28 protein-coding genes are annotated in these 23,098 nt (G+C 65.9%); 17 read left to right on the forward strand and 11 right to left on the reverse strand.

Annotated features, from left to right (window positions below; translation table 11 throughout):
* Window positions 1–4: 4 nt before the first annotated feature.
* Both V5F74_RS06835 and V5F74_RS06840 read right to left on the reverse strand, forming a co-directional pair.
* Entirely contained in the window at window positions 5–787 is a 783-nt protein-coding gene (locus V5F74_RS06835; RefSeq protein WP_250168390.1) for an ABC transporter permease, read from the reverse strand.
* The gene (locus tag V5F74_RS06840) at window positions 784–1,569 is read right to left on the reverse strand and encodes an ABC transporter permease (RefSeq protein WP_029555403.1); all 786 of its coding nucleotides are present in this window, start codon (window positions 1,567–1,569) and stop codon (window positions 784–786) included. The genes V5F74_RS06835 and V5F74_RS06840 overlap by 4 nt, the downstream gene beginning before the upstream one ends.
* A 239-nt stretch (window positions 1,570–1,808) precedes the next feature.
* Here V5F74_RS06840 and V5F74_RS06845 point away from each other — a divergent pair, with 239 nt between their 5' ends.
* The gene (locus V5F74_RS06845; protein ID WP_394006959.1) at window positions 1,809–2,849 is read left to right on the forward strand and encodes a LacI family DNA-binding transcriptional regulator; all 1,041 of its coding nucleotides are present in this window, start codon (window positions 1,809–1,811) and stop codon (window positions 2,847–2,849) included.
* Between the two features lie 22 nt (window positions 2,850–2,871).
* Here V5F74_RS06845 and V5F74_RS06850 read toward each other — a convergent pair whose 3' ends face one another.
* Window positions 2,872–3,771 carry a LysR family transcriptional regulator gene (locus V5F74_RS06850; RefSeq protein WP_029555405.1) on the reverse strand — a complete coding sequence of 300 codons (900 nt, stop codon included), beginning with the start codon at window positions 3,769–3,771 and terminating at the stop codon, window positions 2,872–2,874.
* A gap of 209 nt (window positions 3,772–3,980) precedes the next feature.
* Between V5F74_RS06850 and V5F74_RS06855 the strand changes: the two genes are divergently transcribed.
* From V5F74_RS06855 to V5F74_RS06875, 5 genes are all read left to right on the forward strand, one after another.
* Window positions 3,981–5,423, forward strand: coding sequence for an MFS transporter (locus V5F74_RS06855; protein ID WP_394006961.1), 1,443 nt, complete (start codon window positions 3,981–3,983; stop codon window positions 5,421–5,423).
* Between the two features lie 23 nt (window positions 5,424–5,446).
* Window positions 5,447–6,214, forward strand: coding sequence for a siderophore-interacting protein (locus V5F74_RS06860; protein ID WP_394006963.1), 768 nt, complete (start codon window positions 5,447–5,449; stop codon window positions 6,212–6,214).
* Between the two features lie 215 nt (window positions 6,215–6,429).
* Window positions 6,430–7,650 carry a SorA family sulfite dehydrogenase catalytic subunit gene (sorA, locus tag V5F74_RS06865; protein WP_394006965.1) on the forward strand — a complete coding sequence of 407 codons (1,221 nt, stop codon included), beginning with the start codon at window positions 6,430–6,432 and terminating at the stop codon, window positions 7,648–7,650.
* 11 nt (window positions 7,651–7,661) lie between these two features.
* Entirely contained in the window at window positions 7,662–7,991 is a 330-nt protein-coding gene (sorB, locus tag V5F74_RS06870; RefSeq protein ID WP_029555408.1) for a SorB family sulfite dehydrogenase c-type cytochrome subunit, read from the forward strand.
* 330 nt (window positions 7,992–8,321) lie between these two features.
* Entirely contained in the window at window positions 8,322–8,615 is a 294-nt protein-coding gene (locus V5F74_RS06875; RefSeq protein ID WP_449361626.1) for an aldehyde dehydrogenase family protein, read from the forward strand.
* Between the two features lie 19 nt (window positions 8,616–8,634).
* Here V5F74_RS06875 and V5F74_RS06880 read toward each other — a convergent pair whose 3' ends face one another.
* Window positions 8,635–9,306 (reverse strand): GntR family transcriptional regulator, encoded by a 672-nt coding sequence (locus tag V5F74_RS06880; RefSeq protein WP_051678766.1) that lies wholly within the window; start codon window positions 9,304–9,306, stop codon window positions 8,635–8,637.
* Between the two features lie 161 nt (window positions 9,307–9,467).
* Between V5F74_RS06880 and V5F74_RS06885 the strand changes: the two genes are divergently transcribed.
* From V5F74_RS06885 to V5F74_RS06910, 6 genes are all read left to right on the forward strand, one after another.
* Complete coding sequence (locus V5F74_RS06885) at window positions 9,468–10,361, forward strand: fumarylacetoacetate hydrolase family protein (protein ID WP_394006968.1); 894 nt, start codon at window positions 9,468–9,470, stop codon at window positions 10,359–10,361.
* Between the two features lie 31 nt (window positions 10,362–10,392).
* Window positions 10,393–11,229 carry a polysaccharide deacetylase family protein gene (locus tag V5F74_RS06890; RefSeq protein ID WP_051678767.1) on the forward strand — a complete coding sequence of 279 codons (837 nt, stop codon included), beginning with the start codon at window positions 10,393–10,395 and terminating at the stop codon, window positions 11,227–11,229.
* Between the two features lie 84 nt (window positions 11,230–11,313).
* Window positions 11,314–12,261, forward strand: coding sequence for an amidohydrolase family protein (locus V5F74_RS06895; RefSeq protein WP_029555413.1), 948 nt, complete (start codon window positions 11,314–11,316; stop codon window positions 12,259–12,261).
* Window positions 12,262–12,348: 87 nt separating this feature from the next.
* On the forward strand, window positions 12,349–13,731 hold the full coding sequence (locus V5F74_RS06900) for an MFS transporter (protein ID WP_029555414.1): 1,383 nt from the start codon (window positions 12,349–12,351) through the stop codon (window positions 13,729–13,731).
* Between the two features lie 91 nt (window positions 13,732–13,822).
* The gene (locus tag V5F74_RS06905; protein ID WP_394006971.1) at window positions 13,823–15,310 is read left to right on the forward strand and encodes an aldehyde dehydrogenase family protein; all 1,488 of its coding nucleotides are present in this window, start codon (window positions 13,823–13,825) and stop codon (window positions 15,308–15,310) included.
* 535 nt (window positions 15,311–15,845) lie between these two features.
* The gene (locus tag V5F74_RS06910) at window positions 15,846–17,081 is read left to right on the forward strand and encodes a tyrosine-type recombinase/integrase (RefSeq protein ID WP_394006973.1); all 1,236 of its coding nucleotides are present in this window, start codon (window positions 15,846–15,848) and stop codon (window positions 17,079–17,081) included.
* Between the two features lie 441 nt (window positions 17,082–17,522).
* Here the strand turns inward: V5F74_RS06910 and V5F74_RS06915 are convergent, their stop codons facing one another.
* The 5 genes from V5F74_RS06915 to V5F74_RS06935 are packed head-to-tail and all read right to left on the reverse strand — an operon-like array spanning window position 17,523 to window position 19,483.
* Entirely contained in the window at window positions 17,523–17,813 is a 291-nt protein-coding gene (locus tag V5F74_RS06915) for a hypothetical protein (RefSeq protein WP_394006975.1), read from the reverse strand.
* Complete coding sequence (locus tag V5F74_RS06920; RefSeq protein WP_394006977.1) at window positions 17,810–18,106, reverse strand: hypothetical protein; 297 nt, start codon at window positions 18,104–18,106, stop codon at window positions 17,810–17,812. Before V5F74_RS06920 ends, V5F74_RS06915 begins: the two co-directional genes overlap by 4 nt.
* Window positions 18,103–18,396 (reverse strand): hypothetical protein, encoded by a 294-nt coding sequence (locus V5F74_RS06925; protein ID WP_394006979.1) that lies wholly within the window; start codon window positions 18,394–18,396, stop codon window positions 18,103–18,105. The genes V5F74_RS06920 and V5F74_RS06925 overlap by 4 nt, the downstream gene beginning before the upstream one ends.
* The gene (locus tag V5F74_RS06930; protein ID WP_394006981.1) at window positions 18,396–19,247 is read right to left on the reverse strand and encodes an ORF6N domain-containing protein; all 852 of its coding nucleotides are present in this window, start codon (window positions 19,245–19,247) and stop codon (window positions 18,396–18,398) included. Before V5F74_RS06930 ends, V5F74_RS06925 begins: the two co-directional genes overlap by 1 nt.
* The gene (locus V5F74_RS06935) at window positions 19,244–19,483 is read right to left on the reverse strand and encodes an Arc family DNA-binding protein (RefSeq protein WP_394006983.1); all 240 of its coding nucleotides are present in this window, start codon (window positions 19,481–19,483) and stop codon (window positions 19,244–19,246) included. Before V5F74_RS06935 ends, V5F74_RS06930 begins: the two co-directional genes overlap by 4 nt.
* 112 nt (window positions 19,484–19,595) lie before the next feature.
* Here V5F74_RS06935 and V5F74_RS06940 point away from each other — a divergent pair, with 112 nt between their 5' ends.
* The gene (locus tag V5F74_RS06940) at window positions 19,596–19,880 is read left to right on the forward strand and encodes an Arc family DNA-binding protein (RefSeq protein ID WP_394006985.1); all 285 of its coding nucleotides are present in this window, start codon (window positions 19,596–19,598) and stop codon (window positions 19,878–19,880) included.
* On the opposite strand, the gene V5F74_RS06945 is transcribed toward V5F74_RS06940, so the two are convergent.
* The gene (locus tag V5F74_RS06945) at window positions 19,877–20,071 is read right to left on the reverse strand and encodes a hypothetical protein (protein ID WP_394006987.1); all 195 of its coding nucleotides are present in this window, start codon (window positions 20,069–20,071) and stop codon (window positions 19,877–19,879) included. The genes V5F74_RS06940 and V5F74_RS06945 overlap by 4 nt on opposite strands.
* A gap of 125 nt (window positions 20,072–20,196) precedes the next feature.
* Here V5F74_RS06945 and V5F74_RS06950 point away from each other — a divergent pair, with 125 nt between their 5' ends.
* The 3 genes from V5F74_RS06950 to nadS all read left to right on the forward strand — a co-directional run bounded on the left by V5F74_RS06950 (window position 20,197) and on the right by nadS (window position 21,561).
* Window positions 20,197–20,589, forward strand: a complete 393-nt coding sequence (locus V5F74_RS06950; RefSeq protein WP_394006989.1) for a hypothetical protein — start codon at window positions 20,197–20,199, stop codon at window positions 20,587–20,589.
* Between the two features lie 295 nt (window positions 20,590–20,884).
* Window positions 20,885–21,247 carry a type II toxin-antitoxin system RelE/ParE family toxin gene (locus V5F74_RS06955; RefSeq protein WP_394006991.1) on the forward strand — a complete coding sequence of 121 codons (363 nt, stop codon included), beginning with the start codon at window positions 20,885–20,887 and terminating at the stop codon, window positions 21,245–21,247.
* Window positions 21,244–21,561 (forward strand): NadS family protein, encoded by a 318-nt coding sequence (gene nadS, locus V5F74_RS06960; RefSeq protein ID WP_394006993.1) that lies wholly within the window; start codon window positions 21,244–21,246, stop codon window positions 21,559–21,561. The genes V5F74_RS06955 and nadS overlap by 4 nt, the downstream gene beginning before the upstream one ends.
* A gap of 204 nt (window positions 21,562–21,765) precedes the next feature.
* Here nadS and V5F74_RS06965 read toward each other — a convergent pair whose 3' ends face one another.
* Window positions 21,766–22,608, reverse strand: coding sequence for a DUF6551 family protein (locus V5F74_RS06965; RefSeq protein WP_394006995.1), 843 nt, complete (start codon window positions 22,606–22,608; stop codon window positions 21,766–21,768).
* 201 nt (window positions 22,609–22,809) lie between these two features.
* Here V5F74_RS06965 and V5F74_RS06970 point away from each other — a divergent pair, with 201 nt between their 5' ends.
* Entirely contained in the window at window positions 22,810–23,097 is a 288-nt protein-coding gene (locus V5F74_RS06970; RefSeq protein ID WP_394006996.1) for a type II toxin-antitoxin system RelE/ParE family toxin, read from the forward strand.
* The last annotated feature ends 1 nt before the right edge of the window (window position 23,098 follow it).

Genomic DNA, 23,098 nt, shown 5'->3' on the forward strand with positions numbered 1-23,098 from the left:
CCTCTCAGGCTCGCGCGAGGCGGTTGTGGATGCGCGCCTCGAGGGCACGAAGGGCGATGTCGATGAGGACGCCGACGAGGCCGATGGCCGCCATGCCGACCATCACCGTCGCGGTGGCGACGCCGCTCTGGGCCTGCACCATCATGTAGCCGACGCCGGTGGAGGCCACGATCAGCTCGGCGCCCACCAGAGACTGCCAGCCGAGACCGGCGCCGATCCTGAGGCCCGCCACGATGGAGGGGGTGGCGGCGGGCAGCAGCACTTCCAGGATCAGGCGATGGGTCGGCGTGCCCAGCATCTCGGCGGCCTCGATATAGCGCGGGTCAACCTGGCGGGCGCCGCGATAGGCGTTGAGCAGGCAGGGCGGAAAGGCGCCGGAGAAGATGATCAGGACGGGCCCGCCGAAGCCGGTGCCGAACCACAAGGCGGCGAACGGCACCCACGCGATCGGGGCGATGAAGCGCAGGGCGTCGAACAGCGGCGAGACGATGTCGTCGAGCAGCCGGAAGCGCCCCATCAGCAGGCCCAGCGGCACGCCCACCGCCGCCGCCAGCAGGTAGCCGGCGGAAAAGCGCTGGAGGCTGGAGGCGAGGTGCTGCGGCAGCGTGCCCCCCGCGAACGAGGTGTGGAGCAACGTCACCAGCCGCTCGGCCACTTCCAGCGGGCCGGGAAGGAAGGCCTTGCCCACAAGCCCGCTCGCCGCAACCAGCGCCCACAGGCCGAAGAAGCCGACGAGACCGGCGAGGCCCAGCACCATGCGCCGGGCAGGGTCCAGCGCGCCGGTCATGCCGTCTCTCCCTTGATGCGGACCCAGGTCAGGGTGCGGCGCTCGACAAGGCCCAAGAGAGCGGTGGTGAGCGCGCCGAAGATGGCGACGCAGATCATGCCCACGAGGATCATGCCGGGATAAAGGTCCTGCTGGGCGAGGTTGAGCAGGTGCCCGAGCCCGGCGAGGGCACCCACCAGTTCGGCCGCCACCAGCGTGGTCCAGCTCGCCTGCAACGACAGGCGCAGGCCGGTGAAGATCATCGGCGCCGCGCCGGGCACCACCACCTCGCGGATGAAGCGGCCGTGCGGCGTGCCGAGCATGCGCGCCGCCTCGATGAGGGGACGCTCGATGGTGCGCACGCCGGCCTGGGTGTTGATGACCGACGGAACGAAGGCGGCGAAGAAGATGACCATGATCTTGGCCGTGTCCCCGAGCCCGAACCACAGGATGGCGAGGGGGATCCAGGCCAAAGGTGGAATGGGGCGCAGCAGCATGAACACCGGGTTCAGCACTGCCTCGGCCGTGGCGCTCGTGCCCATCAGGAGGCCCAGCGGCACCCCCACCGCCACCGACACCACGAAGCCCAGCGCCACCAGCTTCAGCGATTGCAGCACATGCACGACCAGCGTCGCGTCGCCGTAGCCCCGCCCCATGGCCTGGAGGCCGGCGGCCCACGTATCGGCCGGCGTCGGGAAGCGTCCCGGTGAGATCAGCCCGTTGGCGCCGGTGGCCATGAACCACGCGAGCACCAGCAAGCCGAGCGTCGTCACGCCGATGGCGGACCTGCGCCCGAGCGGCATTCGTCTCCTCCCGTCATTGCGTGCTCCATCTGCGGGAGCATCGGCACGCTGCTGGTCCGCCTCGTCGGCGGCTTATGCAAGCGCTTACATAAAAGCTATCATCGAGCGTTCGAGTGTCAAGCAGCGATCGGCCAAGATCTGGACTTTCACTGCTGCACTGCGGTGGCTGTCTTGCGCGCACAGGCTGCAAGCGCATTCATCCCTGTTCATCACGACCGCCTGCTGGCATGATGACAACCATGAATCGCAAGGCGCGGGCGACGCTTCAGGATGTGGCTCAGTTGGCCGGGGTCTCCACGGCCACGGTCTCGCGCGCCCTCTCGCGCCCGGATCTGGTGCAGGAGGAAACCCTGGCGCGCGTGAGCGACGCCATCGCGCGGCTGAACTACGTGCCGGGCGGCGCGGCGCGCGCCCTCGCCTCGGGCAAGACGCTGACCATCGGCGCCGTGGTGCCCACCCTCGATCACGCCATCTTCGCCCGCGCCATCCAGGCCATGCAGACCGAGCTTGCGGGCAACGGCTATCAGCTCCTCGTCGCTGCCCACGATTATGCCCCGGCGCAGGAGGCCGCGGCGGTGCGGGCGATGCTGGCGCGCGGCGTCGACGCGCTGATGGTGGTGGGTGCCGACCATCTGGAGGAGACCTGGGCGCTGCTCACCACGGCGTCCGTTCCGGTGGTTCTGTCCTGGTCGTTCGACGCGCGCCTGCCCGCCATCGGCTTCGACAACGAGAAGGCGGGGCGGCTCATCGCCGATCACCTGCTCGACCTCGGCCACCGCCGTTTCGGGATGATCTCCGGCTTCACCCACGCCAACGACCGCGCCCGTTCCCGCGTCGCGGGGGTGCGCGCCGCCCTCGCCGCACGCGGGATCGAGCTGCCCTCGTCCTGCGTGGTGGAGGCCCCCTTCACCCTTGCCGGCGGCCGCGCGGGGTTGGCCGAGCTGATGGCGCGGGCGACGCCGCCGACGGCCGTGGTCTGCGGCAACGATCTTCTGGCGGCCGGCGCGTTGTTCGAGGCCCAGGCGAGCGGCATCGCCGTGCCCGGCGCGCTGTCGGTCGTAGGCATCGACAATCTGGAAGTCGCCGCCCACCTCGCGCCGCCGCTGACCACGGTGCATCTGCCCACCACCGAGCTGGGACGCACGGTGGCGCGCCATCTGCTCGCCCGCCTTCGCGGCGAAGCGCAGCCGCAGCGCGTGGAGCTGCCCATCGAGCTGGTGATCCGCCGTTCGGCCACGGCGCCGGCCATAAGCCCGGCTCTCGCCCGGGAACCGTCATAGAGCCAGCCGGCGGTCCGCGCGCCTAACCGGCCGGTTCGGTCTCTCCCGGCGCGCGGGACGAACATGCGGCCCGCAGTGCCGCGCGCAGCCACCGGTGGGCGGGGTCGGCATCGAAGCGGGGATGCCAGGCAAGAGACACGGCGAGCGCATCCGTCTTCACCGGTAGGTCGAAGGTGTGGAGGCCGGCACGCCCCGGCTCCGTCAGCCGCGCCGGCACCGCGGCAACGTGATCCGAGGTGCGCACGATGGCGAGCGCATCACTGAAATTGGCCACCGCAATGGCCACGAAGCGCTTCAATCCCAGTGCTGCCAGCGCCACGTCAATGGGGCCCGAGAACCGGCCCCTTCGCGAGACGGAGACATGGGGAAAGGCGGCGAACCGCTCCGGCGTCACCTCCCCGGCGAGCGGATGGCCGGGGCGCACCACCCCCACGAAACGATCGTGGAACAGCGCCTGCAAACGGATCTCCGGCCCCATGGCGCCGATGACGCCCACATCGGCGTCGATACGCCCCTCCCGCAGGGCCTCCACATCCTCCTTGTCCTGGTGGGCGAAGCGCAGCCGGACCAGGGGCGCCTCCTGCGCGGCCAATGAGGCCAGCGCCGCGCCGAAGGTGCCGACGAACCCGTCATTGGCGCGGATGACGAAGGTGCGCTCCAGCCTCAACAAATCGATCTCGTCGTCGCCGCGCACCAGCGCCTCGGCCTCGACCACGAGACCGCGCAGCCGCTCGCGCAGGCCCTCGGCACGCGGGGTCGGCACGAGCCCGCGTCCCGCCCGCACCAGCACCGGGTCACCCAGCAGGTGACGGATGCGCGCGAGCTGGCGGCTCATGGCCGGCGCGGAGAGGTTCAGCCGCTGCGCGGCACCCACGACGCTGCCCTCCGAAAGAAGCGCATCGAGCGTCACCAGCAGGTTCATGTCGAGCGGCGGCAAGTGGCGCGGCAAGTGGCGCGCAACTTGGCGCGTAACTTGGCGTCGCGTCGGTTTGGCAGGCAAGGGAGGCGCCTCCGCATCAGTGCATCCGATGCAATCATATAATAGCGACATTGCACTGTATGCAAACAAGTCCGGCCCCTATCGAAAGACCAGTTCAACGCGCCTGCGCGCCGCTTTCGACAGGACCCCACATGACACGACAAACCTCTTCCCCCACCGCCCAGCCGCACGCCGCGGCCGCGCACCGGCCCATCCGGTCCGGCATGGTGCTCACCGGGCTTTCCCTTGCCATCCTGCTGTCGCAGCTCGGCACCAACATCATCAACGTCGCCCTGCCCACCTTGGTGAAGAGCCTCGGCGTGGACTTCGGGGCCGTCCAATGGGTGGTGGTGAGCTATCTGCTCGTCGTCACCGCCCTCATCGTCGGCGTCGGGCGTTTCGGCGACCAGCTCGGCAAGAAGCGGCTTTATCTGTGGGGGCTCGCCGTCTTCATGGCGGCCTCGGTGCTGTGCGCCCTCTCCACCAGCCTGCCGCTGCTGATCGCCGGCCGCGCCGGCCAGGGGCTTGGCGGCGCGATCCTGATGGCGCTCTCCTTCGCCTTCGTCGGCGAGGTGTTCCCCAAGGAGCGCACCGGCTTCGCCATGGGCGTGCTCTCCACCATGGTGTCCTTCGGCATCGCCCTCGGCCCGTCCCTCGGCTCGCTGGCGCTGGCCGCCTTCGGCTGGCAGGCGGTGTTCTGGGTCAACCTGCCGTTCGGGCTTCTCGCCTTCCTTCTGGTCTCGCGCTATCTGCCCAACGCCGTCGATGCACCGAAGCATCCCGTCCCCGCGGCGCGGTTCGACTGGCTCGGCACCATCCTCCTCGCCCTGACGCTGGGCGCCTATGCGCTGGCCATGACGTTGGCCGGCAAGCAGGGCTTCGATGCCCCGCTCGTGCTGCAGCTCGGGCTCGGCGCGCTCGTCGGCCTCGCATTGTTCCTCGCGGTGCAGGTGAAGGCGCGGGCGCCGCTGCTGAAGCTCTCCATGTTCGGCAACGCGCTGCTCTCCACCAGCATGGTCATGAGCGTGCTGGTCTATGCGGTGATGATGGCCACCCTGGTGCTGGGGCCGTTCTTCCTCTCGAAGGCGCTCGGCCTCGACACCCGCATGGTCGGCCTTGTGATGACGGTCGGTCCCCTCGCCGCTGCCATCATGGGCGTGCCGGCCGGCACCCTTGCCGACCGCATCGGCGCGAGGCTCGCCATGGTCATCGGGCTGGCGCTGTTCACCATCGGGGCCTTCGTGATGTCCTGGGTGTCGCGCGATGGCGGTGTCGCCATCTACATCGTCGCCATCCTGTTCATCAGCGTCGGGCTCGCCTTCTTCCAGACGCCGAACAACACCGCCGTCATGACCGATGCGCGCCCCGAACAGCGCGGCCTCGTTTCCGGCCTGCTGGCCCTTGCCCGCAATCTCGGTCTCATCACCGGCGCCTCCCTCATGGGCGCGCTCTTCGCCAGCGTCGCCGGCGATACGGCCACCGCCACCCCGGACCTCGTGACGGAGGCCATGCGCTTCGCCTTCCGCATCGCCGCGTCCATGGCGGCCGCCGCCTTCCTCCTCTCCCTCACCACGCTGCGCCGGCGTCGCGCCTGACCCGGCTGCCAAGGATCCTTACGATGAAACAGCACAACGCACCCCTCGCGGGCGCCGAACGCCCGGTCCCGCCCGAACGCCGCCTGAGGATCGCCGAGGTCCGCAAGGTCATCGAGGTGAGCCCGCACATGCGACGCATCACCCTCGCCTCGGCGGCGCTCATGGATTTTCCCGTCCGCCGCCCCGCGCAATGGGTCAAGGTCTTCGTGCCGACCGCCGACGGCGAGAAACCGAGCGGACGCGCCTACACCATCCGCCATTTCCGCGAGGCGCGGTGCGAGATGGACATCGATTTCGTCCTGCACGGAGACGGCCCCTGCTCCACATGGGCGCAGAACGCGGCACTTGGCGACGTGGTCCAGATCGCCGGCCCGCGCGGCGGCTTCCGGCTCGATCCCGACGTCTCGCATTTGCTGATCGGAGGCGACGAGACCGCGCTTCCGGCCATCGCGTCCATCCTCGAATCCTTGCCGGCCGGACTTCCCGTCGATGCCTTCGTGGAAGTTCCCTGGGATGACGACGCCCAGATCCTCACCTCGACAGCCGACGTGGAAATCACCTGGCTCCCCCGCAATGGCCGGAACGCCGGCACCCGGCTCGCCGAGGCGATGATGGGGGCGGAACTGCCGCCGGATACAGGTGCGGTCTGGTTCGCTGCGGAAGCCTCGATCGTCCGCACGGTCCGCCGACACTTCCAGCTCGACCGCGCCTTCCCGCGCGGCAGGCTCGTGATGTCCGGGTACTGGAAGCGGGGAGAAACCGACTTCAGGGACAGCGAAGGGGATCAATGAGGGCACCGCGCGTGCCGGTGCCGAGATCGACAAGACAGATGTTGACCACTTCGGCGGTTCGGTGAAGTTTGAGTCAGGTCGCCGGCGCAAGGGTGGCGGCCTGTATCGGTGCCAGGAGCGATCTGCCGCCCGTCGGGCTGGACGGAAAAGCTCGGATAACGCCGGACAAAAGCAGATCCCGGACCAACCGGGCTGCAAGGGAAGGGAAACGGGGAATGATCACAAGGCGGCAGGCGTTGCGTTCGGTCGGAGGCATGGCCCTCGGGGCCGGGGCGGGGCTCATGGCGGGGTCCCGTTTCGCGGCACTGGCTGCGGAAACGATCACGCTTCCCTTTGGCAATGGCGAGCGCCCGCTCGTGGTCTATCCCGGCAAACGCGCCCTGATTGGCCTGACCGCGCGCCCCCCGCAGCTCGAAACCCCGTTCTCCGTGTTCAACGACGGCATCCTGACGCCGAACGATGCCTTCTTCGTGCGCTATCACCTTGCCGACATTCCGCTCGACATCGACCCCACCACCTTCCGCGTGGAGGTCAAGGGCAAGGTCGCGACGCCCCTTTCGCTTTCTCTCGATGATTTGAAGACCAAGTTCGAGCCGGTGGAATTCGTCGCCGTGCATCAATGCTCGGGTAACAGCCGGGGCATCTTCCAGCCGCGCGTGGGCGGAGGACAGGCGGGCAACGGACTGATGGGAAATGCCCGCTGGAAGGGCGTGCCGCTGAAGGCCGTGCTGGAAAAGGCGGGCATCGCAAGCGGCGCCGTCGAGGTCGCCTTCAGCGGGCTCGACCGTCCCGCCATGCCGCAGACGCCGGCCTTCGCCAAGTCCCTGAAGCTTGATCATGCGCTCGATGGCGAGGTGATCCTGGCCTACCAGATGAACGGCACCGACCTGCCCTGGCTGAACGGCTTTCCCCTGCGCCTCGTCGTGCCCGGCTACTTCGGCACCTACTGGGTGAAGCACCTCAACCAGATCACCGTGCTCGACAAGCCGCTCGACAATTTCTGGATGGCCACGGCCTATCGCATTCCCGACAACGAATGCGCCTGCGTGCCCCCCGGCGGGAAGCCGGAAAAGACCGTGCCGATCGGCCGCTTCGTCGTGCGGTCCTTTCTCACGAACGTTCTCGACGGCGCGAAGGTCGCGGCGGGCAAGCCCCTGCCCTTGCGCGGCATCGCCTTCGATGGCGGCTCGGGCATCGCGCGCGTCGAAGTCTCCGCCGATGGCGGCAAGTCCTTCGCGCCGGCGACGCTGGGCGAGGATCTCGGCAAGTACTCGTTCCGTGAATGGCGGACGAGCGTGACCGTGCCGCCGGGAGACCACGCGATCCTGGTGCGGGCCACCAATGTGCTCGGCAAGAGCCAGCCCATGGAGGCGACCTGGAACCCCTCCGGCTATATGCGCAACGTCGTCGAAACCACCCGTATCGTGGCCGCGTGAGGGAGATTCCGATGACCAGCCATCCCAAGACCCTCGCCGCCGCCCTCGTCACCACCGCCGCCCTGGCCTGTGCCGGCACCTTCGCCGGCTTCGCTGTGGCGCAGCCCATGTCTTATGTGCTTCCGCCGGAGACCGCCGTCTTCAAGCCGGGGCCGGGGGTCGAGGCCGCGGAGAACAATTGTGCCGCGTGCCATTCGGCCGACTACATCCTCACGCAGCCACCCAAGATGGGGCGGCCGTTCTGGGATGCCGAGGTTCACAAGATGATTTCCGTCTACGGCGCCCCGATCGACGAGAAGGACGCCAAGGCGATCGTCGACTATCTGGCGGCGACCTACTAGCAGGCGAAGCCGCGGGCCTCTTGCGCCTGCGGCCGCCTCGCGCCCCGGTGCACCGCTTTGCAGCAGTCGGTGGCCCGCCGGATCCTTCGGGAGCCCGGGCCATTCATTGACAATGGCAGATCATGTCAATCGGACGTGTCCGGCAAAGACGTGCCCGGCACCGACTGGCGTTTCAGGTTTGGCCGACGCAGCCACGCTGATCCCGGCCCCTTCCGTTCAGGCAAACCATCCGGCGGGGCGAGGCCCCCGCCGGATGGTCTCAGGTTTCATCGCTTCCCGGATGAGCCTCCCGAAGTCGCCCGGATCCGCATGGGCTTCATCACAAACAGAATGATGAAAGCCGCGGCGATCATCCGCGTTGCGTCGGCCGAGGATGCGATCGCCCACGCCAACGACACCGAGTTTGGCCTCGGCGCGGCGATCTGGACGCGGGACGTGGCGAAGGCCGCCGTCTACGCCCGCCAGATCGAGGCCGGCGCGGTCTTCATCAACGGCATGGTCGCCTCGGACCCGCGCCTGCCGTTCGGCGGCATCAAGCGTTCGGGATACGGCCGGGAACTGGGATCCTACGGCATCCGCGAGTTCACCAACACCAAGACGGTGTGGACCGGCCCCGCCCGCTAGGGCCCGACGTTACAGACGTCTACATGCCATCCTGGCGCAGGGCCGCGCGGACCAGCCGCGCGGTCAGCCGGAAATGCTCCATCAGCAGTTCGACGGCCTCGTTCTCGCGCCGGGCGATAGCGGCCTGCGCGATGGCCCGGTGCTCGTCCTGCTCGTTGCGGCCGGCGCGCGGGACGGTCCGCGCCGCATGGCGGTAGCGTTGCGCCGCGACATACAATTGCGTGCAGAAATCGTTGATCCAGGACGATCCCGACGCCGCCACCAGCGCCGCATGGAAGGCGCCGTGGGCCTGCTCCCATGCGGGATTGCGCTCGGTGGTGTCGTCGGAGAGATAGCGCGGGATGGCTTCCAGCCGCTGGAGTGCCGCGGTCACGCCCTCTTCCCAGGCGAGCCCCCCGCTGCGGATCGAATTGCGCAGCCCGACCTCGTTGGCCCAGCACCGCGCAAGGATCAGCTCGTCGAGGTCCTGGAGGGTGACCGAGTGGACCCGGAACCCGCGCTGGTCGCGATGATCGAGCAGCCCTTCGCTGGCGAGCCGGTTCAGCGCCTCGCGGACCGGGCTGGCACCGATGCCATACTGATCGCAGATGGTGCGAATCTTCAGCTTGGCGCCCGGCTTGATCGCCCCATCGATGATGTCGCTCCGCAGCCGTCCATAGGCCTCGCTGGCCAGGGTTGCGCTCTTCGTCATCAACAGTGCCGCGCTCCGTTCTTCGCCTGCGAACCTTGGATGATCATAGCCGCTTCGTAAAGCCTGAATGATCGATAATATTGCAATGCACAATCAAAAAATCGATATTTAAGTTGACCGACTCGGAAAATCGATATTTTTTGACGGCAGGAGAACTGCCGATGAAACTGGTCACCTTTGTTCGCAAGCCGTCCGCCGATCAGCACCTGGGTGTGGTGCTCGATGACGCCGTGTTCGACCTCACGGCAACCGGCAAGCCGGAATTCGAGAGCATGCTCTCGCTGATCCGCGCCGGCGCCGTCGATGCCGCGAAGGCTCTGGCCGAGGCCGCCCGGGGGGCGGGTAGCGGCGGGCCTGGTCTCGTGCCGCTGGAAGACGTCACGCTGCTGGCGCCGATCCCGCGCCCGGCCAAGAACATCTTCTGCGTCGGCCGCAACTACATCGATCACGTCACCGAGGGCTACAAGGCGCGCGGGCTGGACCTGAAGCTGCCGGAATTTCCCCAGTTCTTCTCCAAGCCGCCGACGACCGTCATCGCCACCGGCGACACCATTCCGCTTCACGAGGGCATCACCAACCTGCTCGACTACGAGATCGAGCTGGCGATCGTGATCGGCCGCGACGGCCGCGATATTCCGGCTGCCGACTGGCGCAAGTACGTGTTCGGCTACACGGTGCTCAACGACATTACCGGCCGCGACCTGCAGCGGCGCCACGATCAGTGGTTCAAGGGCAAGGGCCTCGACGGCAGCTGCCCCATCGGCCCCTGCATCGTCACCGACGACGCCATCGCCGATCCGCAGAAGCTCGACCTGTGGCTGGAGGTGAACGGCGAGCGCCGCCAGGCCGCCAACACCTCGCAGATGATCTTTGACCTGCCCCGCATCATCGAGGACCTCTCGCGCGGGATGACGCTGGAAGCGGGCGACATCATCGCCACCGGCACGCCCTCCGGTGTCGGCTATGCCATGACGCCGCCCCACCCGCTTCAGCGGGGCGACCTCGTGACCTGCCACATCGAGGGCATCGGCACGCTCCAGAACCGTATCGGCTGAACGAACCGCGACACTTGAAAGGGCGCGCCGCATGACCGCAGCAACCTCCACCCCCGTCGCCTGGCCCCTGGACCGTCCGCTTGCCCTTTCGGTCAGCGTGATGCTCGAAGCCTGGAGCGACGATTCCGCGCCGGGCATCGGCCCCATGGGCAACCCGCTCAAGGCCGGCGTGCTCGACCTGCAGGGCCGCTCCTGGGCGGACTACGGCCCCAAGGTGGGCACCTGGCGCATCCTCGACGCGCTCGCAGCCGCCGACGTGAAGGCGGTGTTCTACGTCAGCGGCATCCTCGCCGAGCGCTATCCGGACCTGATGAAGGCCATCGTCACGGCCGGGCACGACATAGCCGCCCATGCCTGGGCGCAGAACATCGTGCCGGCCTACCAGACCGAGGCCGAGGAGCGCGCCGACCTCCTGCGCTGCATCTCCACCATCGAGGCGACCTCGGGCCGCCGCCCGGCGGGCTGGATCAGCCCACGCTGCACCCCCAGCGCCGTCACCTCCGCTTTGCTGGCGGAGCAGGGCTTTGCCTGGCATTCGGACATCTTCGACACGGACGTGCCCTACAAGCTGGAAACGCCGCGGGGCAGCGTCGTCGGCGTCCCGTTCACCATGGAGGTGAACGACATGCCCCTCTACATCCGCTACGGCAACGAGCCGCGCGCCTTCACCCAGATCCTGGAGCGCCTGCTCGCGAACTGGCCGGACGCCCCCAAGCGCCCCTGCTGCCTGGACATCACCGTGCACGCGCACGTGTTCGGCCGGCCCTACGGGATCATCGAGCTGATCGAGTCGCTGCGCCTCGCCCGCCGCTACGAGGCGCTGGCGCGTCTGACCACCCACGCCGAACTCGCCGCTCTGTGTGCCTGAGCCACGCCCCTGCGCCGGCACCGCCGGCGCAGGGGATGGCGGGCCAGAGCTTTTGACACGCACCCGAGCAGCAGGAGGCGCGCCATGGCGGCGCCAGGGCCGGTCGTTGCCATCGAGGAGCACTATCTCGATGCGGAGGTGTACGCCATCGCCGGCGGTGCCGGCGGGAGCCTCGCCACCCGCATGCGCGATCTCGGTGCCCAGCGCCTGCGTGAAATGGACGAGGCGGGCGTCGATATCCAGGTGCTCTCCCATGCGCCGCCCGGGCTTCAAAGGGTTCCGGCGGCATCGGCGGCCGACGTTGCCCGGCGCGCCAATGACCGGCTCGCCGAGGTGGTGGCGGCGCACCCGACCCGCTTCGCCGCCTTCGCCTCGCTGCCCACGTCCGTGCCCGACCATGCAGCGGGGGAACTGGAACGCGCCGTGCGGGAGCTGGGCTTCAAGGGCGCCATGATCCACGGGACGACGGACGGGCTGTTTCTGGACGACGCCCGCTTCTGGCCGATCCTGGAACGCGCCGAGGCGCTGGATGTGCCGCTCTACATCCATCCCGCCTTGCCGATGGCTGCGGTGCGGCAGGCCTACATGGGGAAATACGCCGAAACCCACCCGACCTTCGCCACGGCCGCGTGGGGCTTCACCATCGAGACCGGCACCCATGCCATGCGCCTCGTTCTGTCGGGGGCGCTGGAGGCGTTTCCCCGTCTCCAGCTCATTCTCGGGCACCTCGGCGAGGGGATCCCGTTCCTCATGGCCCGCATCGACGAGGCCCTGAGCCGCGACACGCCGACGAAGACCTTCCGCAAGCTGTTCACCGACCATTTCCACGTGACGACGAGCGGCTTCTTCTCCGACCCCGCGCTTGCCTGCTGCATCGCGGAGATGGGCGTGGACCGCATCCTGTTCTCCATCGACTGGCCCTTCGTGGAGAACGCGCCGGGCGTGGACTGGCTGCGGACGTTCGAGCTGGGCGACGCCGACAAGGCAAAGATTTTCGGCGGCAACGCCAAGAGGCTGCTGAAGCTGGCGTGAGACCGGCCGCGGCGAGGACGCGTGCCGGTGATCGGTACGCTCCCTCATCAAGAACACAGATCAAAGCAATGCCGGGGAGGTGATTGGATGACGAACATCAGTATGGGCAAGTCCGACAGCGCGCATGCGGAGGTGATCCGCGACGTCGCCGCGCGCATCGAGCGCCTGCCGTTCTCGCGCTGGCACCTGAAGGCCCGCATCCTGATCGGTACGGCCACCTTCTTCGATGCGTTCGACGCGCTCACCATCGCCCAGGTGCTGCCGGTGCTGCGGCCCCTCTGGAAGCTCAGCGGGCCGCAGGTCGGCTTTCTCATCTCGACCGGCTATCTCGGCCAGCTTGTCGGCGCGCTCGTGGCCGGCATGTGCGCCGAGCGCTTCGGCCGCCTGCCGACCATGATCGGCGCCATCTGCATCATGTCGGCGATGAGCCTCGCCTGCGCGTTTGCCTCCGACTACGAGACGCTCCTTGTCTTCCGCACCATCCAGGGCCTGGGCCTCGGCGCGCAGGTGCCGATCGCGGCGGTGTACATCAGCGAGATCGCCAAGGCGCACAAGCGCGGACGTTTCTTCATCCTCTACGAATGCGTCTTCACCTTCGGGCTGTTCGCCTCCGGCCTGATCGGCTCCTTCGTGGTGCCGCACCTGGGCTGGCAGGCCATGTTCTTCATCGGCGTCCTGCCGATCATCATCGGCGTGAGCCTCGGCTTCCTGCTGCCGGAATCGCCCCGCTGGCTCGCGAGCCGCAACCGCGTGGCCGACGCGACGGCCGCCATGGCGCGCATCGAGAGCGAGATCGAGGCCTCCACCGGCCAGAAGCTCGCCCCGCCCACCGAATGGGTCCCCGCGGACCCGCGCAGGTCGTCCTGGCGTGACCTGGTCGGCCCCGACTACATCAAGCGCACGGTGGTGGTGTGGGTGATCTGGTTCTCCACCTTCCTCATCACCTACGGCCTCGGCACCTGGCTGCCGACCCTGTACCGGAGCGTGTTCAACCTGCCGCTCGAAACCGCGCTGCGCTTCGGCACCATCGGCAGCCTGATGCAGCTGGCCGGAGGATTGACGGCGGGCTTCGTCATCGACCGGATCGGCCGGCGCAGACTGTTCATGGTCGCCCTGTTCGGGGCCGCGGCGGCGCTCCTCTCCATCTGGTACGTCGGCCTCACGTCGGTGCCCCAGTTCGTGGTGCTCAGCGGCATCGCCTACTACTTCGCCGGCCTGTCGGTTCTCGGCATCTATCTCTACACGCCGGAGATCTACCCGACCCGCGCCCGGGCCATCGGCACCGCCCTCGGCACCGCCTGGCTGCGGCTGGCCTCCATGGTCGGCCCGCTGATCGTGGGTTTCTTCGTGGCCGACGGCATCGGCATGGTGTTCCTCGTCTTCGCATCGGCCGCGATCGTCGCCGGCATCGTCGTCTCGGCTCTGGCCATCGAGACCACCAACCGGTCGCTGGAAGACATCTCCCGCTGAAACCGGCACCGGCCAGCCCGTGATGGGGCTGGCCGGTGCACTGCCGTGTCCGGCTTCCTTCGGGCATGGCCACCGATGAGGAAGACCCGCCATGGGAACAGCACCGCTCGATCTCGTCACCTGCCGCTGGTCCTCGACGAACGCCGAGGACCGCTTTCCCGTCGACAATCCCGCCACCGGCGAGATCTTCGCCGTGGTCCAGGGCGGCGGAGTGGCGGAAGTGGACGCGGCGGTGCGGTCGGCCCACGCAGCCTTTCTCGGCTGGCGACGCGTCCCTGCGCGCGAGCGCGGGCTCGCCCTTCTCCAGGCCAGCCGCAAGCTCTCCGAACATGCCGACGAACTTTCCGAACTGCTCTGCCGCGAGAACGGCAAGCCGGTCCGTGACGCCAAGGCCTTCGACGTCTCCGCCCTGATCCACGCCTTCGCCTATTTCGGCAGCCTCGCCGACAAGATGAGCGGCGAGACGCTGGACATGGGCAACGTCTATTCGGTCACGGTGCGCGAGCCCTATGGCGTGGTCGCGGGCATCATTCCCTTCAACTGGCCGCCCATCCACACCGGCGCGAAGATCGCGCCGGCGCTGGCAGCCGGAAACACCATCGTGCTGAAGCCGGGCGAGCAGGCGCCGCTCACCATCATGCGCATCGTCGAGATCATCAACACGGTGCTGCCGCCCGATCTCGTCCATGTGGTGCCCGGCCCCGGCGCGACCGGCCGGGCGCTCACCGCGCATCCTTTGATCCGCAAGATCTCCTTCACCGGCGCCCCCTCCACCGGCACGGCGGTGCTCAAGGCGGCGGCGGAGCGGCACGTCCCGGTGCTGCTGGAACTCGGGGGCAAGAACCCCTTCATCGTGTTCGAGGACGCGGATCTCGACCGGGCTGTGCGCGATGCGGTCGATGCGGCCTTCTTCAACAAAGGCGAGGCCTGCACCGCGGGCTCGCGCATCCTCGTTCACGCCGACATCCACGATGCCTTCGCCGCGCGGCTCGCCGCCTTCGTCCGTCGGCTCCGGCTGGGCGAGGGAACGGACCCGAAGGTCCATGTGGGTCCGCTGATCTCGAAGCCCCAGCAGCAAAAGGTCCTGGACTATATCCGCATCGGCCTGGAGGAAGGCGCCACCATCCTCGCGCAGGCCCCGCTGCCGCAGGAAGAGCGGCTGCGGAACGGCTATTTCGTCCAGCCCACCGTCTTCACCGGCGTCGCGCCGCATATGCGCATCGCGCAGGAGGAGATCTTCGGCCCCGTCACCGCGCTGATGAGTTTCCGCACCGAGGAGGAGGCCATCGCCATCGCCAACTCCACCGATTTCGCGCTGGTGGCCGGTATCTATTCACGCGATCAGGCCCGGGCGAACCGGGTGGCCCGGGGGGTGGAGGCGGGGATCGTCTTCATCAACAACTACAACCGCGGCGGCAACGGCACCCCCTTCGGCGGCACCAAGTCCAGCGGCTACGGGCGCGAGCGGGCGGCCATGACGCTGAACGAGTTCACCTATGTGAAGGCCCTGCGCATCCCCACCGGGTTCGGCGACGTGCCCCAATGGAGCGCGCTCGACGACATCGCCGAGAAGATCTGAACGGCGTTCCCCGGGTTTTTGTCGGTGCTCCTGACTGAACGAGAGGCTGAAGTCGTCATCCCTCCGACCCGTGCCCGACCTCTCTGTGTCATGGCGGGTGTCAGATTTGGACGAGTCTGGACCGCCCCTAGGTTCCCGGACGCCTTCTTCCCCAAGTTCGAGGCAAGGAGGCCCCGATGGGCAAAGCGAACTTCACCGAGGACTTCAAGCGCACCGCGCTCTACAGTTCAGATACAGAGAGATAGCGCTCGCCCGCCGGCTACGGCGAAAACCGTTTCAAAAGCCGTTTCAGATCAGGAATCCGAAACGGTGAAACCGCCGTAAGTTTTGATTTTAATGGTGGGCGCACTAGGGCTCGAACCTAGGACCCGCTGATTAAGAGGAGGGACTGCGCTTCTTCCCATGAAATGTCACAAGGCGTCAAGAGCCTTGATTATGAAAGTCTTCGGAGGATATACCCGCTGAGTTTCGAGGCGATAGCGGCCACGAAATGTCACGATCTATCTTCCCATAGTCTTCCCAGCGAGCCGTCTCCATGCGCTTCACCAAGCCCACCGTTGCGGGGCTCCAACTGCCCGCCGGGAAGTCAGAAGCGCTGTTCTGGGACGACGACCTGCCCGGGTTCGGCATCCGCCTTCGTGTGGGAGGATCACGCACCTGGGTGTTCCAGTACAAGCTCGGCACCAAGCAGCGACGGATCACCATCGGCCGCGCCGACGTGATCGAGCTGAACCAGGCGAAAAAGGCCGCCACCGAAATCCACGCCAAGGTGAAGCTTGGCGGCGACCCACAAGGAGCGAAGGCCACAGCCAGGGTATCGGCTTCGCGCACTCTCGGATCGGTCATCGAATCGTATTTGGAGGCCTACGAGCCGACGGTGCGAGCCAGCACGTTTCGGAATGCTCGGCTCCACCTCAGGACGCACCTCAAACCTCTTCACGGAATGGCGCTCGACAAGATCGGGCACGGGGATATCTCAGCCCGCCTGACGGTACTGCGAAGGGAGATCGGCACCTCGACCGGCGACCACACCCGCGTCGCCCTGTCCGGCCTCTACGGCTGGGCGATCAGCGAGGGGTTGGTGAACGACAACCCCGTCATGCGCACCCGCTCCAGCCGGCTTGTGAAGGCCAAAGCCGGCGAGAGCCCGACCGGCGGCCGAGCGCGCACCCTCTCAGCGGAAGAGCTCGGCGAGGTGTGGAGAGCCTGCCTGGACGACGACTTCGGGCGAATTGTGCGGCTCCTCATTCTCACGCTGCAGCGGCGCGAAGAGATTGCCGCCCTCAGTTGGGACGAGGTCGACTTGACGAAGGGCATCATCTCCCTGCCGCCGGCACGCACCAAGAACGGCCGCGAGCACCTGGTGCCAATCTCCACCGCCGCGGCTCAGATCCTCGCTGGCGTGGAGCATCGCGACGAGCGCGACTTCCTGTTCGGCGAGGGCAAGGGATCGTTCTCCGGCTTCTCCAAGGCGAAGCGCATGCTGGAGGATCGCGTGCATAAAGCCCGGCTCAAGGCAGACCCCACCGCCAAGCCGATGCCGCATTGGACACTGCACGACCTTCGGCGCACCGGCGCGACCATGATGAACGAGAGCCCTCCCCTCGGCCTCGGCATGCAGCCGCACATCGTTGAAGCGATCCTGAACCACGTCAGCGGCACCCGCGCCGGCGTGGCCGGCATCTACAACAGAGCGCTCTACCTCGCGGAGAAGACAGCAGCTCTTGAAGCTTGGGGCGAGCACGTGATCAAAATCTGTCGCGGAAGATGAAGTCGCCCACCTCCTCCTTACGGCGGGTCGAGGCGCGCCCGCACCTGGACGCATGGTCCGAAAACGAACCCATGACCATCGCAGAAGCAGCTATGCTGCTGGGCCCCGATTCACCCATCACCGCTTCAACCCTTAGAAGGGCAATAGCGCGCGGCGAGCTGGCGGCGATCAGGCTTGCGGGAAAGATTTTTGTCACCAAGGCCGCGCTCCGCGAAGCGCTTACCCCTCGTCTGCAGAGAAAGGGCGGCATCGCCGCTCGATCCGGCCAAGACAGCCTTCCCCCCGGGACCGTACAGCCAGCCAGCTCGGATCGAGCGCGTATGCAGGCCGCCCAAGCAGCTGCCCTAGAAGTCCTGCAAGAACGGCGGAGGAGGCTTCGAGAGCGGAAATAAAAGGCCCCGCGCACGGCGGGGCCTGACGTTAAAAGGAGAAGAGCCGCTCCTACCGGCCGTAGGCGACTTTCAACACGTCGTCCCTCACCTGTCCCATCCGGCGCATCGCATCCGCAATGGCAAAGTGGAGACGCTCAAGGCGACCAGGATCCACCATGAAGCAGTGGTCATGACCCGTCAGCTCCTTGCTGGCCGATGCGGTACCGCCATCGAACATCTCCGACATGAGATCCCACGCGATGCCCGCCATATAGGCGGCGGCATGCAGGTCGTCCTCCATGTCACGGAGGCGATCTACCGCTTCTCCCGCCGTCGGGCTGCTCTTGCGAGGCGGAATCATGAGTGCACCTCCTCTCCAGATTCGCGGGCACCTTCGAGGATGGCCAGGAACCGGCCTTCCATTGCCCTGACCATCTCGTGGGCATGGAACGCCGAGAACTGGATGCGCTCCAGCTGGCGCGCGGGGATGAACCACGTGCCCGGGCCGCCGCCCGTGACCTCCCTGTGGCTTTCGGGATTCTTGAAGGCGTCTTCCAGAAGGTCCGCCACGATGTCCGTCATGATGGTGATGTCGTGGAGGTCGCCCTCCAGACCCTTGAGGGCTGCCAGCTTGGCTTCGTCGGCGGGACTCATGCGGCACCGCCTTTCTGGTGCCGGGTCACGGCAACGGCGAGACGCCCGCGGGCATAGCGTTCCGCCCGCTTCGCCTTCTCCAGCGCATCGAACGGCGCCTTGGTGGCGACCATCATGCGCGTCCAGTCGAGGGTGTCGCGGTCGACGTGCTCGATGCTGTGCTTGTTCTTCCAGGCATTGTAGGCGAAGCCCAGCTGAAGCTGCGCCTCTTTCCGCCGCTGCCCCGCCTCATGAAGCTTGATGGCCTGATCGGCGATGGCGAGGATGGACGTGAGGTTGGGGATGTCCATCAAGCCCTCCCAGCAAGGAAGCTGCGGAGGGTCTCGACCATGGACAGGGGCCAGCGGACCTGCTGGTACATGCCCAACTTATTGCTGTAGGCGCCGGCATCGAGCGCGCCGCCGGCATCCTTGCCCTTCTGCGTCAGGGCCCACCGGCTCTTGCCCTTGTGGGTCTGCTCCTGCATCTGGAAGCCGAGCTGCTGCAAGTGGAGGTTCACCGTCTGGGCCGAGAGGCCGTTCAGCCGCTGACCAAGCTCGGTCGCGTTGAGCAGGATGTCCTCGGCGCTGTCGTGCAGCCGGGGGATGCCGAGGGCTTCCAGGTGGTCGAAGCCCGTAAGGCGGGTCGTCGCGAGGTTCGCCGCGATCAGGGCGCGGGAACCCTCGAAGCCGGCCATCTTCATGAGCTTCAGGTTGTGCGCCATGGTGAGGCGCACCTCCTTCGCGCTCGCGTCGCCGGCCGGCGACGGCGCCGGCAGAACGACGCCGGACTTCACCATGAAATAGGTGTCCTCCAGCTTCGAGAACACCTCCCACGCCTTCGGGCTCTCCAGCAGCTTCGCGTGGCGGAGGGCGCCTGGCTCAGCCCAGAGGATCAGGTGGGCCGCGAACTTGTGAGCCACCCGGCTATTTTCCGGTTGGCTCCGAAAGGTCTTCAGATCGGCGCCGGTGAGCTTGTGGAAGTGGTAGCCCTCTTCGAATTTGTCCGGGTTCTTACGCTGGCCGTCGTAGATGTGGTCGGGCGTGACCCCGTAGGCCTTCGCCAGTTGCTCTGTCGTCATGACGGGCTTGCCGCGGTACTCGATGCGGGGCGCGGGGTCTTCCCCATCGCCGCCGTTTCCGGTATACGTCAGGTCGTTCACTGCTGATCTCCATCGGTATTGACGCTGGACCGGCGACGGGGCGCGCCTGCAAAACACTCCCCGTTGCCGTCCACTCCTTTGGCCCGCTCGGGGCCGACCATCCGATCCATCCGTTCCCGAATGCACCGGAGCACCTCGCTGTTGAGCGAGGCGCCGTTGCGCTTCGCCTGATCCTCGACCCAGCCCTTCATCTCGGCCGGGATGCGGATCATCATTTTCGGATCGCCACTCGCCATCCGTTTATCCTTTCGTAACCAAGATATGGCATTGTGCCACCATGACCGTCAACTCGAATGTGGCACTGTGCTATCATTTTCTTTGTAGCACTGTGCCAGTATGGAGTTCGGCATGGCTGAAGAAACGCCGGTACGCGACTTTGACAAATTCATGCTCCGGATGCCCGAAGGCATGCGGGACAGGATTACTCGCGAGGCCAAGGCCAATGGTCGATCGATGAACGCAGAGTTGATCGCCCGCATCGAGAAGACATTGGAAGACGATTCCGCGTTGGTGAAGCTTACTGATCGTGTGCAAGAGCTTGAAGCCGACTTCGAAAAGCGCCTCCAAGACATAGAACTTAAGCTATACGACGTGATAGAGCATGTGATGCCGCCCCACATGAGGCGGGACTAGCCAGACGCCGCCCGCTCATGGGCGACGGCCTCCAGGCCTTTTTTTAGAAGCTCCCGGATGGTCGCCGTGCGGCTCGGCATTCCCGCCGGTACGCCCCAGCCATCCACGGCCTCCAATTCCTCCTTCGGCAAATTGAGAACCACCCGCTCGCCCTTCGGCGGCCGGTAGAGCGCTCGCGTCTTGTGCTCCATGCTGACACCACGTTCTCGTTATGAACCACCCGTTAACTACATCGCAATGTACATCACAATGTCAATCGCCTTTCCATAGAAGCTGTGGAAAAACTCCGTCCGACGACCATCGGAGGGTGACAGCCATGGCTGAGAAAGAAGCGACAGAGCGCCGGGTTTATGTGCTTCCGGTGGAACTGGTCGAGAGGATTCGTCAGTTTCAAAAGGACAATCTGATTGCATCGGAAGTGGAGGCTGTCCGCCGGCTGCTCGACACTGCTCTGCACATGAGAGACGATGTACATACGATCTTAAAGAAAATGTCTGGAAGATTCGAAACGGAAAAAGACATAAGAATAATATCTCGCGATATTCTGGCAGCTCATCCTCTTGTTGAGCACATAAAGATTTCAAATAATGCTATTGAATTTACTCTGAAAGATGGGATGCGCGGGAGATTTAATAACAGCGGGAAGCTGATGACGGCGGTTCCTGGCGGCAGATGGGCAGATGATTTGGACGACGAAATCCCGTTCTGACGCAAAAAGCCCCGCCCTCCGGAGAGAGCGGGGCACGATGTGCGACTGCAGCCTGATGGACAAGCTCGGCCGTCCAGGCGAGGATCGATGCTCGTGGGGGTCCATCATTAATATATGCGCAGGAAGCGAACAGCGCACGGTGCAATGAGGCAATCGAGCGAGCATGACACCGATCGCGGCAGCGCTGCAGTTGATTGCACACGGACGATGGGAGGCTGTACAGCAGCGCTGTACTACCGGAATGTCCGCCTATTGAAAGGTTGACATTAGTGCGTATTTTACGCAGCATGTCGTTATGCACAGCGTCTCCCAAACTCCTGCCTTCGTGAAGGCCGCCGAAGACGAAGGGATGAGTGAAGCCGAGGTCGACGACCTGGTGGAGCACATCGCGCGGAACCCGATGGCCGGGGATGAAATTCCCGGTACAGGCGGATGCCGCAAGTTGCGGTGGGCCGGCAAGGGGAAAGGGAAGCGAGGCGCATTCCGGATCATCACATTTTACAGCGGCCAGCAGATCCCCGTCTATCTGCTAACCGTTTTCGCCAAAGGCGACAGGGTGAACCTGTCGCAGGCGGAGAAGAAGGCTTTGGCGTCATTAACCAAGGAGATCGTTCGAGCCTACGAACGACGGGTAGTCTCAGTAGGAGAAAGAGCATGAGCAGGAAGGCATTTGACAAGATCGCAGAAGGGCTTCGTGAAGCCGTCGCGATTGCTCGCGGCGAAGCTACGCCCGCGAAGCTCTATGTCCCTGCTGAAATTGACGTGCGCGGCATTCGGTCGAAGCTCGGCATCTCGCAAGAGGATTTTTCTGCCGCGTTTGGCTTCACCGTGCATCAAATTCGTCAGTGGGAGCAGGGTCGCGCCCGCCCTACCGGGGCAGCGCGCGCATATTTAATGATTATTGACGAGAATCCAGACGCCGTTCGTGAGATGCTGCGAGCTGCGACGACTAAGGCCCTCAAGGCCGCGTGATTTAGCCCCTTCTTTCAGATTGCCCCGCTTCGGCGGGGCTTTTTGATTCCAGGGTTGTATATGGTCCGTTTCATTGCGGAATGAACCATATTGAAGCCCCTAGACCCAAGCCCGCCCTAACCGGGTCGGATCTCGGTGCGCTCACGCCGAGCCGCACCAAGATCCGACCCCGACCGTGGCGGTGTCGGACCTCGCGCTCTCTGACTATGCCGCGCGCTTCGCCGGCTTGAACTTGCGGCTCAGGTGCTTGCGGATCCGATCGGCAATCTCCGGAACGACCGGCTGGCACAGATGCGAAGTCGCGCTGACCATCACCTCGTCCCACGTGACGATGAAGTCGAAATCGTCCATGGCTTCGAACAGAGCCGACCCGGCATCCCGCCACTGCGGATTCTCGGTAAGCACCAGGCAGAGAGCCTCGACGATCTTGCCACGGACCGAGCCGGCATTTCCGTCACCGGTTTGGGTGATGCACTGCAAGGCCGTGATGAGGGTGTCGCGACCGAATTTGTCGAGGCATTGCTGAAGAGCGGCAACCGACTGTGTCTGCCCCTTCCTCACCCGATGACGCCCCAGACTCTTGCGCGAAATTGATACCTCTGCCGCCGCGCACACCTCAGCGATGGCGAGAGCCTGGGGATCACCGGCGGTCAAACGGGCATAGAAGATCTGCTGCGGCTGGATCTTCGTCACATGACCGTTCACGGCCGCGAAGGCTTCAGCCTGCTTGGCGCGATCCGCCTGAACAACCTGGCACGGGACGGTCTCGAACCCGCGAAGCATCGCGGCCGTGGTGCGGTGCTGCCCGTCGACCACGGCAAAGCGCCCACCCTCGACAGGCGCGACGATGACGGGAGCGAACTTGGACCAGTCGAAGCCCTCGGCGATGCGGCGGACATTCGATTGCCCCCGCGTACTCATCTCGCGCTGATATCCGGAATCGACCACGAGTTTCTCGACCTCGATCCATTGCAGCATCGGGACCGGCCCCGCATTTAGCTCGGACTTCAGGGCCGAGAATTTAGCGGTAGATAGAGCATTGAGCATAACGTCCTCCCAGGTTGTTAACCATGAAAGGACGCGCCCTGAGCCTCGAACTGTCATGCTGTGGTGGCGAAATATCCCCGGTATCCCGATGCGCGCTGCACCAACGGGGCGCGGTGATCCGAGCGCCAGCGCATCATACCGCCGTAACCTATAGTTCACAGATCGGTTGACACCTCGCCCCATGTGAACTACAGTTCACACATGATCGATGTCCGCCAGACCGACGAATTCAAGGCCTGGATCGAGGCCCTCCGCGATGAGCGTGCGGCCAAGAAGATCGCCCAGCGGATCGTGCGGGTGGCGTCTGGACTGCTCGGCGACGTGAAGTTCTTCGACGGCATTGGAGAGATGCGCGTCGATTTCGGCCCCGGCTACCGGGTCTATTTCGTCAAGCGTGGGGAGACGTTGATCATCCTGCTCTGCGGCGGAGACAAGTCCTCGCAGGACCGGGACATCAAGAAGGCCCTCAAGATGGCAGAGGAGGTCTGAG

This window comes from Xanthobacter aminoxidans, from assembly GCF_043193615.1.
In the GTDB taxonomy this organism is placed as follows: Bacteria; Pseudomonadota; Alphaproteobacteria; order Rhizobiales; family Xanthobacteraceae; genus Xanthobacter; species Xanthobacter aminoxidans.